12 protein-coding genes are annotated in these 13781 nt (G+C 46.6%); 7 read left to right on the top strand and 5 right to left on the bottom strand.

The window, feature by feature from the left end; genetic code table 11:
- The first annotated feature begins 225 nt into the window (after nucleotides 1-225).
- Together mdh and U9J37_RS09390 are read left to right on the top strand one after the other, a co-directional pair.
- The gene (gene mdh, locus U9J37_RS09395) at nucleotides 226-1158 is read left to right on the top strand and encodes a malate dehydrogenase (protein ID WP_005472715.1); all 933 of its coding nucleotides are present in this window, start codon (nucleotides 226-228) and stop codon (nucleotides 1156-1158) included.
- A gap of 98 nt (nucleotides 1159-1256) precedes the next feature.
- Nucleotides 1257-1448 carry a hypothetical protein gene (locus tag U9J37_RS09390; protein ID WP_005472763.1) on the top strand — a complete coding sequence of 64 codons (192 nt, stop codon included), beginning with the start codon at nucleotides 1257-1259 and terminating at the stop codon, nucleotides 1446-1448.
- Between the two features lie 63 nt (nucleotides 1449-1511).
- Here the strand turns inward: U9J37_RS09390 and U9J37_RS09385 are convergent, their stop codons facing one another.
- The 5 genes from U9J37_RS09385 to U9J37_RS09365 all read right to left on the bottom strand — a co-directional run bounded on the left by U9J37_RS09385 (nucleotide 1512) and on the right by U9J37_RS09365 (nucleotide 6195).
- Entirely contained in the window at nucleotides 1512-1901 is a 390-nt protein-coding gene (locus U9J37_RS09385) for a RidA family protein (protein ID WP_005472743.1), read from the bottom strand.
- A 135-nt stretch (nucleotides 1902-2036) separates the two neighbouring features.
- Nucleotides 2037-2498, bottom strand: a complete 462-nt coding sequence (pyrI, locus tag U9J37_RS09380) for an aspartate carbamoyltransferase regulatory subunit (protein WP_005472774.1) — start codon at nucleotides 2496-2498, stop codon at nucleotides 2037-2039.
- 17 nt (nucleotides 2499-2515) lie between these two features.
- Entirely contained in the window at nucleotides 2516-3445 is a 930-nt protein-coding gene (pyrB, locus tag U9J37_RS09375) for an aspartate carbamoyltransferase (protein WP_038140357.1), read from the bottom strand.
- Between the two features lie 250 nt (nucleotides 3446-3695).
- A complete protein-coding gene (locus tag U9J37_RS09370) occupies nucleotides 3696-4700 on the bottom strand; it encodes an ornithine carbamoyltransferase (protein ID WP_005472707.1) in 1005 nt (334 codons plus the stop codon).
- A gap of 118 nt (nucleotides 4701-4818) precedes the next feature.
- Nucleotides 4819-6195 carry a PhoH family protein gene (locus U9J37_RS09365; protein ID WP_005472638.1) on the bottom strand — a complete coding sequence of 459 codons (1377 nt, stop codon included), beginning with the start codon at nucleotides 6193-6195 and terminating at the stop codon, nucleotides 4819-4821.
- A 475-nt stretch (nucleotides 6196-6670) separates the two neighbouring features.
- Between U9J37_RS09365 and rapA the strand changes: the two genes are divergently transcribed.
- The 5 genes from rapA to U9J37_RS09340 all read left to right on the top strand — a co-directional run bounded on the left by rapA (nucleotide 6671) and on the right by U9J37_RS09340 (nucleotide 13735).
- Nucleotides 6671-9580: an RNA polymerase-associated protein RapA gene (gene rapA, locus U9J37_RS09360; protein WP_005472723.1), complete on the top strand. Its 2910-nt coding sequence runs from the start codon at nucleotides 6671-6673 to the stop codon at nucleotides 9578-9580.
- A gap of 63 nt (nucleotides 9581-9643) precedes the next feature.
- Nucleotides 9644-10381 carry a bifunctional tRNA pseudouridine(32) synthase/23S rRNA pseudouridine(746) synthase RluA gene (rluA, locus tag U9J37_RS09355; RefSeq protein WP_038216256.1) on the top strand — a complete coding sequence of 246 codons (738 nt, stop codon included), beginning with the start codon at nucleotides 9644-9646 and terminating at the stop codon, nucleotides 10379-10381.
- Between the two features lie 37 nt (nucleotides 10382-10418).
- Nucleotides 10419-11396, top strand: a complete 978-nt coding sequence (locus U9J37_RS09350; protein WP_005472653.1) for a D-2-hydroxyacid dehydrogenase — start codon at nucleotides 10419-10421, stop codon at nucleotides 11394-11396.
- A gap of 168 nt (nucleotides 11397-11564) precedes the next feature.
- Entirely contained in the window at nucleotides 11565-12743 is a 1179-nt protein-coding gene (locus tag U9J37_RS09345) for a YjgN family protein (RefSeq protein WP_005472627.1), read from the top strand.
- Nucleotides 12743-13735, top strand: coding sequence for a M48 family metallopeptidase (locus U9J37_RS09340; protein WP_005472682.1), 993 nt, complete (start codon nucleotides 12743-12745; stop codon nucleotides 13733-13735). Before U9J37_RS09345 ends, U9J37_RS09340 begins: the two co-directional genes overlap by 1 nt.
- Nucleotides 13736-13781: the final 46 nt, after the last annotated feature.

Here is a 13781-nt window from a genome sequence, read left to right as displayed (position 1 = left end):
TTACTTTTTATTGATAACAAAAATGGTAGTTAAACCTTTGTCATTAAAGGCAAACAAGAGGATAATGCGCACCCCATTTGTGGCACGTTTTTGTCGGATTGCGCAAGGTCGCAAAGCTGACGTTAATTGATTGTAATCAGGTTGTGATTGGTTTAGTTTTGTCACAGCAAATTACATTTCGCCCTACAAGATATATATAAGAGAATCATCTCAAGGAGAACTACGATGAAAGTAGCCGTTATTGGTGCCGCTGGTGGCATCGGTCAAGCCCTAGCTTTACTACTTAAGAACCGCCTTCCAGCAGGTTCTGATCTAGCCCTGTACGATATTGCCCCTGTTACACCGGGTGTTGCTGCAGACCTTAGCCACATCCCAACACCAGTTTCTATTAAAGGTTTTGCGGGTGAAGACCCAACCCCTGCACTAGAAGGTGCGGATGTTGTTCTTATCTCTGCGGGTGTAGCTCGTAAGCCTGGTATGGATCGCGCTGACCTGTTCAACGTTAATGCGGGTATCGTTAAGTCTTTGGCTGAGAAGATTGCTGTTGTATGTCCAAAAGCACTTGTGGGTATTATCACTAACCCAGTAAATACAACGGTGCCAATTGCTGCTGAAGTACTGAAGAAAGCTGGCGTTTACGACAAGCGTCGTCTATTCGGTGTAACAACACTTGACGTGATTCGTTCAGAAACCTTTGTTGCTGAGCTGAAAGACAAAGATCCAGGCGAAGTTCGCGTTCCTGTTATCGGTGGTCACTCAGGCGTAACAATCCTACCGCTACTTTCTCAAGTAGAAGGCGTTGAGTTCTCTGATGAAGAAGTTGCGGCTCTAACTAAGCGTATCCAAAATGCAGGTACTGAAGTTGTAGAAGCGAAAGCGGGTGGTGGCTCTGCAACTCTATCTATGGGTCAAGCTGCTTGTCGCTTTGGTCTTGCACTTGTTAAAGCTCTTCAAGGTGAAGAAGTGATTGAATACGCTTACGTTGAAGGTGACGGTGAGCATGCCCCATTCTTCGCGCAACCAGTGAAGCTAGGTAAAGAAGGCGTTGAGGAAGTACTAAGCTACGGTCCTTTAAGTGACTTCGAAAAGGCTGCGCTTGACGGTATGCTAGAAACACTTAATGGTGATATCCAAACGGGTGTCGACTTCGCTAAGTAAGCATCTATTAGCGAGATGAATTTAAGCCGGCTTTCGAGTCGGCTTTTTTGATCGTTTTTATGGCTGACTCGTAACTCAATAAAAAGAGGAGAGTCGTCATGGATATTGGTCGCATCAAAAAAGGCATGTTGGTTGAGAGCAAGTATGGGGTAGGACGTGTGTTGGTGGTAGATGAAACGACCCAAGCCGTTCTGCTTGAAGGGCGCGAGTCTCAGCAACAATTTGCCGCTCATATTGATGAATTATTGGATAATCCGCAACTACACCAAGGGTGTGATAAGTACTACTAGTAGCGAGACCGTTAAATAGAAAAAAGCGAGCCAAGGCTCGCTTTTTTCGTTTTGCTAAGACAATTACTTACGAACAGCAATCGCTTCGATTTCAATACCCACATCTTTTGGTAGGCGCGCTACTTCGACACATGAGCGTGCAGGGTAGTTAGCCACTTTGTGCTCATCGAAGAATGCACCGTACACCTCGTTTACCGTACCGAAATCGTTTAGGTCTTTAACAAATACTGTCATCTTAACGATATCAGTGACAGATAGGCCAGACGCTTCAACGACAGCTTTTACGTTTTCAAGAGACTGACGAGCTTGCTCTGCGATGTCAGCTGATACTTCACCTGTTGCTGGGTTAACAGGGATTTGGCCAGAAGTCAGAACCATGTTGCCTAGGTCTACACCTTGTACGTAAGGGCCGATTGCTGCTGGTGCTGATTCAGTGTGAAGTACTTTAGTCATTGTTATGTTCCATCTGTTTAGGGTTAGTGGACAGGAAACTCAGTTTGCCGTGATTTACGTGCTGGGTAAAGCAAAAATCCCCGCTGGAATAGGCGGGGATGGGTGAAAACGTGAGCTATTACCGCAGCTTATGCATTAACGCTCAGTCACAATTTCACGAGAGAAGACTTTTTCGCAGTATTTACATTTCAAACGAATATCGTCTTTCTTTTCGAATACTTTAAAGCTGCTCTCTACAGGCTCACCATGAGTAATACAGTTGGTATTTGGACATTCAAATACGTTGTTCACTTGTTCTGGTAATTCTAGCGCTAGTTTCTTTACCACTTGGTAGTTTTCAATCTGGTTGACCGTCGCGTGTGGCGCATACAAGGCAAGTTTGCTCGCTTGCTCTTCGGTAATAAAGATGTTTTCAATCTTGAGCAAATCTTTATGACCAAGTGCCGATGACGGCAAGTTCAGACCGACAGTGACACGCTGCTCTGATTTGTGCATCGAGAAAAGCTTAAGCACTTTAATACCAATTTGCGCTGGAATGTGGTCGATAACGGTACCGTTTTGAATTGCTTCAACCTGCAATTGAGTTTCTTTAGACATGGTAATTTTCCTCTCGATTACAGTGTTTCGTTAAGAACAAGCGCAAGCAGTGCTTGACGTGCATAGACGCCATTTTCCGCTTGTTCGAAGTAATAAGCGTAAGGTGTTTTATCAACGTCAACGGTGATTTCATCCACACGTGGTAGAGGATGAAGTACCTTTAGGTTGTCGCGCGCACCTTCCAGCAAAGCGGCGGTTAGGATGTAAGCTGACTTAATGTGTGCGTATTCTGATTCATCGAAACGCTCTTTTTGTACACGTGTCATGTAGAGCACATCGAGTTCTGGGATAACGCTTTCCATGTCGGTGTGTAGGCTAAATTCTATGCCTGCTTCGTCTAACTCTTCACAGATGTAATCTGGCATCGCTAACGCTTCCGGTGCGATAAAGAAGAAGCGGATGTTGTTGAATTTTGCGAGTGCCTGAGTCAAAGAGTGAACGGTACGACCATATTTAAGGTCGCCGACAAACGCGACGTTGAGGTTATCTAAACGACCTTGAGTTTCCGCAATCGAGAAGAGGTCGAGCAAGGTTTGGGTTGGGTGTTGGTTGGCACCGTCACCGCCATTGATGACGGGAACGCCATTGGAAAATTCAGACGCTAGGCGTGCTGCACCTTCTTGAGGGTGGCGCATAACGAAAGCATCGACGTAAGAAGAGATCACTTGCACAGAGTCAGCCAGTGTTTCGCCTTTTTTAGCAAGGGATGTGTTACCGCCGTTATCGAAACCAATTACATCACCACCGATGCGCTGGATTGCCGTTTCAAATGACAAACGAGTACGGGTTGATGGTTCAAAGAAGCAGCTCGCAACCACTTTGTTTTTGATTAGCTCAGGCCTAGGCTCAGCTTTAAGCTCACCCGCTGTTTTGACAATCAATTCTAGCTCTTCACGAGAAAGCTCAGGAATTGAGATAATGTGCTTGTTGTAAAGCGTGTTTGTCATAATCATCTTCCCAGTCATGAATTTTAGGCACAAAAAAGCCCCCCATTACGGGAGGCTTTAGAAATCGGTGGAAATAGTAAAATAGAGTGCCGATAAGCTCATTGGCTTACCCAGTGTAATACGCTTTGTAGAGCACGAATTACGTGGCATATTTTTACTACCTCCAGACAAATTGCCGAGCATTATACGCTGAAGATTTGTTAACGCAAGCGATTACATCGAGGGTTTTCCTGTCGATATTCTACCTTGTTTAGCTACCGAGTGTGGCCACCATCACAGCTTTAATTGTGTGCATTCGGTTTTCTGCTTCATCAAACACAATGGAGTGCTCGGATTCAAACACTTCGTCCGTGACTTCTAAGCCATTCATGCCGTACTTTTCTGCGACTTCTTTACCTATGGTGGTTTCATCGTTATGGAATGCCGGTAAACAGTGCATGAACTTAACTTGCGGATTGCCCGTTTTAGCAATGACGTCCATATTGACTTGATATGGTTTCATCATAGCGACGCGTTGATCCCACGCTTCTGGTGCTTCCCCCATAGAGACCCAGACGTCGGTGTAGAGGTAATCACAACCTTGTACGCCTTCATCAACATTTTCTGTTAGGGTGATTTTAGCACCAGTGCTGTTGGCGATAGCTTGGCAAGCGCTGACCAGTTCTTCTTCCGGCCAGTAGGCTTTTGGCGCGACGAGGCGGATGTCCATGCCCATTTTCGCTGCGCCCACTAACAATGAGTTGCCCATGTTGTTACGTGCATCGCCCAGGTAAGCAAACTTGATTTCGTGCAGCTGCTTACCGCGGCCATGTTCAAGCATGGTTAGAAAATCTGCCAAGATCTGTGTTGGGTGAAATTCATCGGTTAGGCCGTTCCAGACAGGCACACCCGCATAAGCGCCAAGCTCTTCAACGATCTCTTGACCAAAGCCACGATACTCAATGCCGTCGTACATACGCCCCAGCACGCGAGCTGTATCTTTCATCGACTCTTTGTGACCAATTTGAGAGCCAGATGGACCGATGTAAGAGACTTGTGCGCCTTGATCGAACGCTGCGACTTCAAACGCACAGCGTGTACGCGTTGACGCCTTTTCAAAGATCAGAGCAATGTTTTTACCCACCAGCTTTTTTTGCTCGGTCCCTGCGTATTTGGCTTTTTTAAGATCAGCAGAGAGATCAAGTAAGAATTGGATCTCTTTGGGAGTGAAATCGAGTAGCTTTAGGAAGTTTCGGTTACGTAGATTAAAGGCCATGCTCCAGTCCTTGAATGTTCATTCGTTCAATGGAGTTAGTTAAACATATTTAACCAATGCTTGTGAATAATTATTTTAAATAAATGCCGAGATATGAATTATATCTCGGCAGAAGTGACTATAAATTCTCTTCGGCATATTCTGCAAGGCGACTGCGAACCACACCATTGAGGTGAATGTTGGCGCTGCCTTCGAAGTTCTTGAAGCGTTCGACCATGTAGGTCAAACCTGACGTCACAGGGGTTAGGTAGTGGGAGTCAATTTGAGCCAAGTTACCGGAACAAACAATCTTAGTGCCTTCACCACAGCGGGTAATGATGGTTTTGATCTGAGAGGCTGTGAGGTTCTGACATTCATCAAGCAGAACGAAAGCATTTTGGATCGAACGACCGCGCATGAAGTTGATCGATTTGAATTGAATATTGGCTTTATCACAGATGTATTTGAGCGATCCTTCGGTGCAGTGATCATTCTTATGCAGCGCTTCGAGGGTATCGGTGACAGCGGCAAGCCAAGGCATCATTTTCTCTTCCTCGCTGCCGGGTAAGAATCCAATTGCCTCGCCAATATCAGGCGTATTTCGCGTAACAATGATCTTATCAAATATGCCTTTCTCAATGGTCTGCTCCAGCGCTGAAGCCAGAGCGAGTAAGGTTTTACCACTACCAGCGGCACCGGTTAAGATCACTAGATCGATATCAGGATCGAGTAGCGCATCTAACGCCATACCCTGGTAAATATTTTTCGGTGTGATGTCCCAAGCTCTTCGGTGCATCATGCGCTCTCGGCTGAGATCCTTGATGGTGATCTTGTCTTGTTCGATCTCCTCTACTCGGCCTGCAAAATCACTCTCTTCATCAATGACGTATTGATTAATGTAGGTGGGTTCAAAGGGCGCGCGGTCGAGTGTGTGGTAAGTACGGCCGGCAAGATTCTTACTTTCGACTTGTTCGACGTTACTCCAAAAATCCCCTTCAATTTGTTGGAAACCTTTTGTGAGGTATTGGACGTCATCGATCAATTGGTCAGTTCGGTAGTCTTCGACAAATCGAACTCCCGCACCTTTGGCACGCAAACGCATGTTAATGTCTTTCGTCACCAAGATGACTTCACGAGGTGCTCGTTTATTTTGCAGGTAGAGCACCCCGTTTAAGATTCGGTTATCACCAGCTTTATCGGCGAAAGCTTTGACGGTTTCTTGCAATTCGAAATCAGCCAGAATGGCGATATGGCCAGTATTCTCTGAGTCTTTGTTAATCGGGATCCCTTCAGAAATTTCATCGGGGGTGGCGTCTTTAAACATGGCTTCGAGCGCTCGAATGGCGACTCGGGCATCACGTGCGACATCGCGTTTGCTGTCTTTAATTCGATCGAGCTCTTCTAATACAGTCATCGGGATGACGACATCGTGTTCTTTGAAGGAATAGATGGCTAGAGGTTCGTGAAGAAGGATGTTGGTGTCTAGAACAAAAAGTTTCCGGTCTGTGTCACCCATAAGCGTCTCCTTGCCGACATACGGCTTGCTTACCCCTCATACTCTTGTATGAAGTGGTCTACCTGCGGATGCTTGCAGAAATGTAGCCCGGTAATCAGAGATCGCTGATGGTTTGACTACAAAAACTGCAAACCCGTGTTGATCGTCACCCTAATGAAATGCATCTCTTGTGCCAGCCAAATTGTTGACGGGGCAAGTGCATGTTCACCATTAAGTATAAGCCTGTTTTTCAACACTCCTAATTAGAAGTGCCACTGATTTCTTACACTTTGATGTCATGTACAGCTTTGATAAAAAATTGTTGGTTTTTGAGGCCTTTGTACGTGACCAATGTCACAGCTTCGAGTAAGATTAGCGACCTTTTTCTGCGCTGTAGCTGGCCACTATTTTCCTCGTCAGCTGCCTTTCAAGTTGCGCAAGAACAGCTAAGATTTATAGACCCATTTTTGAATTAAACAGATGAGGTAGTCGATTCATGACATTTGCTTTGGGCCAGCGCTGGATTAGCGATACGGAAAGCGATCTAGGTTTAGGAACCGTTGTAGCATTGGATGCTCGTACTGTGACATTAATGTTTGCAGCTTCTGAAGAAAATCGAGTGTACGCTCGTAATGATGCGCCCGTAACCCGAGTAACCTTTAACAGTGGTGACGTTATTGAATGCCAGCAGGGTTGGTCACTGAAAGTTGAGCAAGTTGTCGAAGAACAAGATCTGTTTACTTACATCGGTACGCGTGAAGATACAGGTGAAGAAGGCGTGATGCTTCGTGAAATCATGCTAAGCAACCAAATTCGATTCAATAAGCCTCAAGACAAGTTGTACGCAGGTCAAATCGACCGCATGGACAACTTTGTGCTGCGTTACCGTGCATTGATGAACCAATATGAGCAGCACAAGAGCCCAATGCGTGGCTTATGTGGCATGCGTGCTGGTTTGATTCCTCATCAGTTGTATATTGCGCACGAAGTGGGTCGTCGTCATGCGCCTCGCGTTTTGCTGGCTGATGAGGTGGGTCTAGGTAAAACCATCGAAGCGGGCATGATCATTCACCAGCAAGTGCTGGCAGGTCGTGCTGAGCGTATTCTGATCGTGGTACCTGAGACGCTGCAACACCAGTGGCTGGTGGAAATGATGCGTCGTTTCAACCTGCATTTCTCTATCTTCGATGAAGAACGCTGCATCGAAGCGTTTGCTGACTCTGATAACCCATTTGATACTCAGCAATATGTGCTGTGTTCTCTCGATTTCTTACGCAAGAGCCGCAAGCGTTTTGAGCAAGCGTTAGAAGGTGAATGGGATCTATTGGTTGTCGATGAAGCGCACCACTTAGAGTGGAGCCCTGAAAAGCCAAGCCGCGAATACCAAGTGGTTGAAGGCTTAGCGGAGCGTACGCCAGGTGTTCTACTGCTAACGGCAACGCCAGAACAGCTTGGTCGTGAGAGCCACTTTGCGCGTCTACGTCTGCTCGATTCCGACCGCTTCTTTGATTACCAAGAGTTCGTCAAAGAAGAAGAGCAATATGCGCCCGTTGCCGATTCAGTTAGCGCACTATTCTCAGGTCAAAAGCTAGAGAACGACGCGAAAAACCAGATTACAGAACTGCTTTCTGAACAAGATGTTGAGCCGTTGTTTAGAATCATCGAGAGTGATTCCGGTGAAGAAGAGAAAGCGGCGGCGCGCCAAGAGCTGATCGATAACCTAATGGACCGTCACGGTACAGGGCGCGTCTTATTCCGTAACACACGTGCGGCGATCAAGGGCTTCCCTAAACGTAATGTAAACTTATTACCCATGCCCATTCCTCAGCAGTACACCACTTCAATGCGTGTATCTGGCATGATCGGCGGCAAAATGAGTGCTGAAGCACGCGCTGTGAAAAACTTATATCCAGAAGAAATCTTCCAAGAGTTTGAAGGTGAAGACTCAAGCTGGTGGCAGTTTGATAGCCGAGTGAACTGGCTACTTGAGAAAATTACCGAAAAGCGTAGCGAGAAGATTTTAGTGATCGCTTCTCGCGCAAGTACCGCTTTGCAGCTTGAGCAAGCGCTGCGTGAGCGTGAAGGTATTCGTGCAACGGTGTTCCATGAAGGTATGTCGATTCTTGAGCGTGATAAAGCGGCGGCTTACTTTGCCCAAGAAGAGGGCGGCGCACAGGTACTGATCTGTAGTGAGATTGGCTCTGAAGGTCGTAACTTCCAGTTTGCCAATCAACTTGTGATGTTCGATCTGCCATTTAACCCAGACCTACTAGAGCAGCGTATCGGTCGTTTGGACCGTATTGGCCAAAATCGCGATATCGATATTCATGTTCCTTATCTGCAAGGCACTTCGCAGGCGATTCTCGCTCGTTGGTTCGATGAAGGTCTGAATGCGTTTGCCGAAACGTGCCCGACTGGTCGCACTGTTTACGACAAATACGCTGACCGCTTAATTGAAATGCTCGCTTCTGGCGATACAACAGAGCTTGATGATGTGATTGCTGAATCTGCAGCCATGAACAAAGAGCTAAAAGCGCAGCTGGAACAAGGCCGTGACCGCTTACTTGAGATGCACTCAAATGGCGGCGAAAAAGCGCAAGCGATTGTCGATAAGATCGCCTCAACAGATGGCGATACCAACCTAGTCACGTTTGCGTTGAGCCTGTTTGATACCATTGGCCTCGATCAAGATGACAAAGGTGAAAATGCTCTAGTGGTAACGCCATCTGAGCACATGTTGGTACCAAGCTATCCTGGCTTGCCTTACGAAGGGGCAACCATCACGTTTGACCGTGATACAGCGCTGTCTCGCGAAGACATGCACTTCATCAGTTGGGAACACCCAATGATTCAAGGCGGTATTGATCTGCTTATGAGTGAAGGCGTGGGAACGGCTGCAGTTTCGCTACTGAAGAACAAAGCGCTGCCAGTAGGTACCATGCTGCTTGAACTTATCTACAAAGTGGATGCACAAGCACCGAAGCGTAGTGGTATCAGCCGTTTCTTACCAACCACACCAATTCGCTTGATGCTGGATGGCAAAGGTAATGACCTGTCTGCTCAAGTCGAGTTTGAAAGCTTTAACCGCCAACTGAGCCCTGTGGGTCGTCATATCGCGACTAAGTTAGTCTCTTCTGTACAAGCTCAAGTGCACCAGTTAGTTGCAGCGGGTGAGACGCTTATCGTTGAGAAAGTGGAAGCGATTCGCAATCAAGCTCAGCAAGAGATGCAAGCTAGCCTTAACAGTGAACTAGAGCGCTTGCAGGCATTGAAAGCGGTCAACCCGAACATCCGTGATGAAGAGATTGATGCCATTGATGAGCAAATCAAAGAGCTAACGGGCTACATCGGCCAAGCTCAGTATCAACTCGATTCGTTACGTATGATCGTCGTATCACATAATTGATGCGGTCTTAGAACTCTTTAAACTAAACCCAGCGTAATGCTGGGTTTTTATTGGATGAACACAATGGCAATGACCGAATACAACCCGCCGCGCGAACCTTGGGTTGATATTGTATTTGAAGATGAACACATCTTGGTGGCAAACAAGCCGTCTGGATTATTGTCGGTGCCAGGCAGGTTGGAAGAGCATTATGACAGCTTGTGGTCACGCTTAGTCGCAATCTACCCAGATATCCAAGTGGTGCACCGCTTAGATATGGACACCTCAGGGCTGATGTTACTGGCTAAGCACAAAGAAGCCGAGCGTTCGCTCAAAAAGCAGTTTCAATATCGCCTTACTCACAAAGTCTATTACGCTCGCGTTTGGGGTCACCCAACCAATGATAACGGTGAAATCGATTTACCACTGATTTGCGACTGGCCAAATAGACCGAGACAGATAGTGTGTTTCGATGACGGTAAGCCGTCAAAAACCTTGTATCAGGTCGTTAAGCGAGAGGAACGAACATCGATTGTACGTCTATTGCCAATTACAGGGCGCTCGCATCAACTGCGCGTGCATATGCAGGCGTTAGGGCACCCAATCGTCGGTGATGAGTTTTACTCAGAAGGGGAAGCGTTTGAGTTCTCTGATAGGTTAGAACTGCATGCCGCAGAGCTCAGTTTTTATCACCCACACAGTGAAGCGTTGCAATGTGCGTTTGTTCCCTGTGACTTCTATCTTGAAGCAGAGGCAATGATCTTTAACTATTTTTCGCCTATGCGAGAATTACCGGATTATAAAACGCTGCCACGCCCATAACTGACTTACCAATAACTTGGCAGTGAAAGGAGATCCTATGTCGCTGCCAACTTCTGCTACCCCAACCGTCGTTTTTCTTGATCGTGCCACGATCCCCACTCAAATCGAATTACCTGAACTGGATTTAGAACATAAGCGGATCGACTACGACTTTACCTCGCCAGAGCAAGTTGTTGAGAGACTTCAAGGTGTTCAGGTCGCCATTACCAACAAAGTCATTTTGGACCGCGAGTGTTTACGTCAGTTGCCTGAACTCAAGTTGATTGCGGTATCGGCGACGGGGTTTAACAATATCGATATCGACTATTGTGCCGACAATGGCATTGCCGTGACCAATGTACAAGGCTATGCGACTCAGTCGGTACCGGAACACGTTATCGCGATGATCTTTGCCCTCAAGCGCAATCTATTTGCCTACCATAATGATATCGCTGCTGGGGAATGGCAGCGTAATAAACAGTTTTGTTTCTTCACTCACCCTATCGGTGATGTCGCGGGCTCGACGCTGGCCATCATTGGCTCTGGCGCGCTAGGTCAAGCAACCGCAACTTTGGCTAAAGCGGTCGGCATGAAAGTCTTGTTTGCTGAGCGCAAAGGTGCTCCTAGTTGCCGAGATGGCTTTGTACCGTTTGAGGAGTGCTTGCAACAAGCGGATGTCATCTCTTTGCACTGCCCTTTAAATGAACAAACGCTGAATCTGATTGGAGAGCGCGAGCTGGCAATGATGAAGTCTAGCAGCCTGCTGATCAATACGGGGCGAGGGGGGCTCGTTGATGAAGCTGCCTTGGTTAACGCGTTGAAGCAAGGAATCATTGCCGGAGCTGGGGTCGATGTCTTTACTCAAGAACCTGCAGATAGCTCTAACCCATTGCTGGCAAACATGTCGCTACCTAATTTGCTGCTTACTCCACATGTTGCTTGGGGGAGTGACTCATCGATTCAGAATCTGGCTAATATTTTGATGGATAACATTACGGCATTTATCAAAGGCGAGAAACAGAACCGCATTGTGTAATTGAATTGCAGTACGGCGATTTTAACTTATTGACTTTAAAGTAAATAATCAACTGTGAGCTATGTCTATGCTTGGTTATTATTCTGACTCAATTTATAGACGGGATAAATAAAATGTAAGAAATTACGACATCAAAATAATTTATAAATCACGTCAGGAATTTTAGGCATGGACCAAAAACAGTTAACCAATCCCGTTTCATTTCATGGTAGAGGTGGGGAATTTTTCGGCATATGGATAGTTAATATCCTCCTTTCTATTGTTACATTAGGTATTTATTCGGCATGGGCCAAAGTAAGAACAAAGCGCTACTTCTACGGTAACACTCATATTAGCGGCGATAACTTTGAGTATCACGCCAAACCAATACAGATCCTTAAAGGTCGCATTGTGGCACTCGTCGTGGTTCTTATTTGGTCTATTAGTAGCCAATTTTTCCCTGTTGCAAGTATGGCGCTACTGTTAGCATTTTATGCTGCACTGCCTTGGCTACTTTGGAGCAACGCTCGTTTCGATTCCGCAATGACGAGCTACCGAAACGTTCACTTCTCCTTCACGGCTCCGCTTAAGAGCGCATACGTTACGCTACTTGGACGTGGCGTAGGTGCATTGCTCATTCTTGCGGTCTACATAGGTATTTCAATCGCAGTTGGTTCCGTTTCTACTGCAGCAGGAATCGCGATGTGGTTCGGTTTTTTTGCTGTTATGGCAGTGGTTTACGCGTGGGTTATTGCAGGTGCTCACCGCTTTTTTGCTAATGGCTATCAATATGGTGATTGGAAGTTTAGCGCAGAAATTACAACAGGTTTCTTTTTGAAGACCTACTGCAAGGCGATGATCATCGGTGTGTTGTCTGCGCTGGCATTTGCTGTCGTTGCTATGCTCGTTGTGTTTGGTGGTGTTGAATTTAGTCAGCTGCATCTTTCTGATCTTTCTCAAGTTGGCCAGAGTGCAGGGGCGTTTGCGGGTGTTGTCATTGTGTACGCGGCGATGATTGTTTTAACTATCGCGTTGACGGCATATACAACGACTCGTGTGCGTAACTATGTTTTCTCTCAACTGGTCGCTCAACAAGAAGATCAATCAGAAACGGCCTTTAGATTCACTTCAACCATGAGTGTCAGTAGCTACATGGGCTTAGTGATTTCTAACTTCTTGCTGCAAGTGATCACGTTAGGTCTTGCGCGTCCATGGGTGATGGTGAGAACCAGCCGCTATCTAGCTGAAAGAACAGCTGTGGTGGGTAACATGACTTTATTAGTGGCGGTTGACCAAGATTCCGATGTGAAATCAGCGGTCACGGATGAAGTTGCTCAGGCGTTTGACCTCGGTATCGGCATCAACTAATGCGTTTTCAAGGCAGTGCATTTCCGCCGAATAGCTCAGTTCGACTCGCAGCTGAGCTAGATGCGTCCAGTTCAACATCACTTTGTATCGTGACCGAAGAAGAAACGGTTTACTGCGAAGTGGCATGGGTTGAAGTCAGCGCCCCTGTTGGCAACTTGCCCATCCGTTTTAAGTTTGCCGATGGCTGGATGTTTGTCGCAGATAGGACGCCACAAATCAACCAGTGGCTAAAGCGAAACAAGCGTTCTAGTTTTGTCGAGAAGATGGAAACTAAACGGTTTGCTTGGCTGTTGTCGGTAGTGTGTTGTATCGGTGTTATTGTCGGTAGTTATGTTTATCTGCTGCCTTGGCTCAGTGAAAAAGTAGCTCATGCCGTTCCAGATCCGGTTGCTGTCGCGCTAGGGGATAAGGTGTTGGCGAGCTTGGACGAGCATTGGGCTCCCAGTGAACTGAGTACTTTGGAGCAGGAGCAAATTCGCACTAGAGTGTCCCATTATTTATCGCAGATCGAACCATTACCTTACTCAGTCGATATTGTATTTCGCTCTTCAGAGATGGGAGCGAATGCGTTTGCTCTGCCTGGTGGGAAAATTGTCGTCCTTGATCAAATGGTCAAGTTAGCAGCCAATGAGCAGCAGCTTGATAGCATTATTTTGCACGAGCTTGGCCACGTTCATCATCGTCATATGTTAAAGCGTCTTGTTCACTCAAGTATTCTTTCTGTTGGTGTCTCTTTGCTGACAGGTGAGAGCTCAGGCGTGATCGACAACATGGCTGGTGTTGGCGTCTTTTTCTTGTCAAATGGCCATTCACGGGAAGCCGAGATGGAAGCGGATGAGTATGCGAAACACAATATGCGTGTGATTTATGGAAGCAGCGAAGCAATGGCAGAAATGTTTGAGCAATTTAGTCAGCAAGAAGAGTTTGCTATACCGGAGTGGCTAAGCTCACACCCTGACTTCGATGAGAGAATTGAAGCTGCGAGAAATTAGCCACTAGCAAGAATAAAAAAAGCTGGTCGAGTGACCAGCTTATTTG

The sequence above is a fragment of the Vibrio sp. 16 genome (assembly GCF_963681195.1).
Classification (GTDB): Bacteria; Pseudomonadota; Gammaproteobacteria; order Enterobacterales; family Vibrionaceae; genus Vibrio; species Vibrio sinaloensis_D.
The sequence above is the reverse complement of the archived record's forward strand: the minus strand, read 5'-3'. Positions and strand labels throughout refer to the sequence as shown.

Excerpts from the sequence above, each read along its gene's own strand:
- rapA (WP_005472723.1), top strand. The coding sequence starts at position 6,671 with ATGACATTTGCTTTGGGCCAGCGCTGGATTAGCGATACGGAAAGCGAT.
- U9J37_RS09390 (WP_005472763.1), top strand. The coding sequence starts at position 1,257 with ATGGATATTGGTCGCATCAAAAAAGGCATGTTGGTTGAGAGCAAGTAT.
- mdh (WP_005472715.1), top strand. The coding sequence starts at position 226 with ATGAAAGTAGCCGTTATTGGTGCCGCTGGTGGCATCGGTCAAGCCCTA.
- rluA (WP_038216256.1), top strand. The coding sequence starts at position 9,644 with ATGGCAATGACCGAATACAACCCGCCGCGCGAACCTTGGGTTGATATT.
- U9J37_RS09350 (WP_005472653.1), top strand. The coding sequence starts at position 10,419 with ATGTCGCTGCCAACTTCTGCTACCCCAACCGTCGTTTTTCTTGATCGT.
- pyrI (WP_005472774.1), bottom strand. The coding sequence starts at position 2,498 with ATGTCTAAAGAAACTCAATTGCAGGTTGAAGCAATTCAAAACGGTACC.
- U9J37_RS09345 (WP_005472627.1), top strand. The coding sequence starts at position 11,565 with ATGGACCAAAAACAGTTAACCAATCCCGTTTCATTTCATGGTAGAGGT.
- U9J37_RS09340 (WP_005472682.1), top strand. The coding sequence starts at position 12,743 with ATGCGTTTTCAAGGCAGTGCATTTCCGCCGAATAGCTCAGTTCGACTC.
- pyrB (WP_038140357.1), bottom strand. The coding sequence starts at position 3,445 with ATGACAAACACGCTTTACAACAAGCACATTATCTCAATTCCTGAGCTT.
- U9J37_RS09385 (WP_005472743.1), bottom strand. The coding sequence starts at position 1,901 with ATGACTAAAGTACTTCACACTGAATCAGCACCAGCAGCAATCGGCCCT.
- U9J37_RS09365 (WP_005472638.1), bottom strand. The coding sequence starts at position 6,195 with ATGGGTGACACAGACCGGAAACTTTTTGTTCTAGACACCAACATCCTT.
- U9J37_RS09370 (WP_005472707.1), bottom strand. The coding sequence starts at position 4,700 with ATGGCCTTTAATCTACGTAACCGAAACTTCCTAAAGCTACTCGATTTC.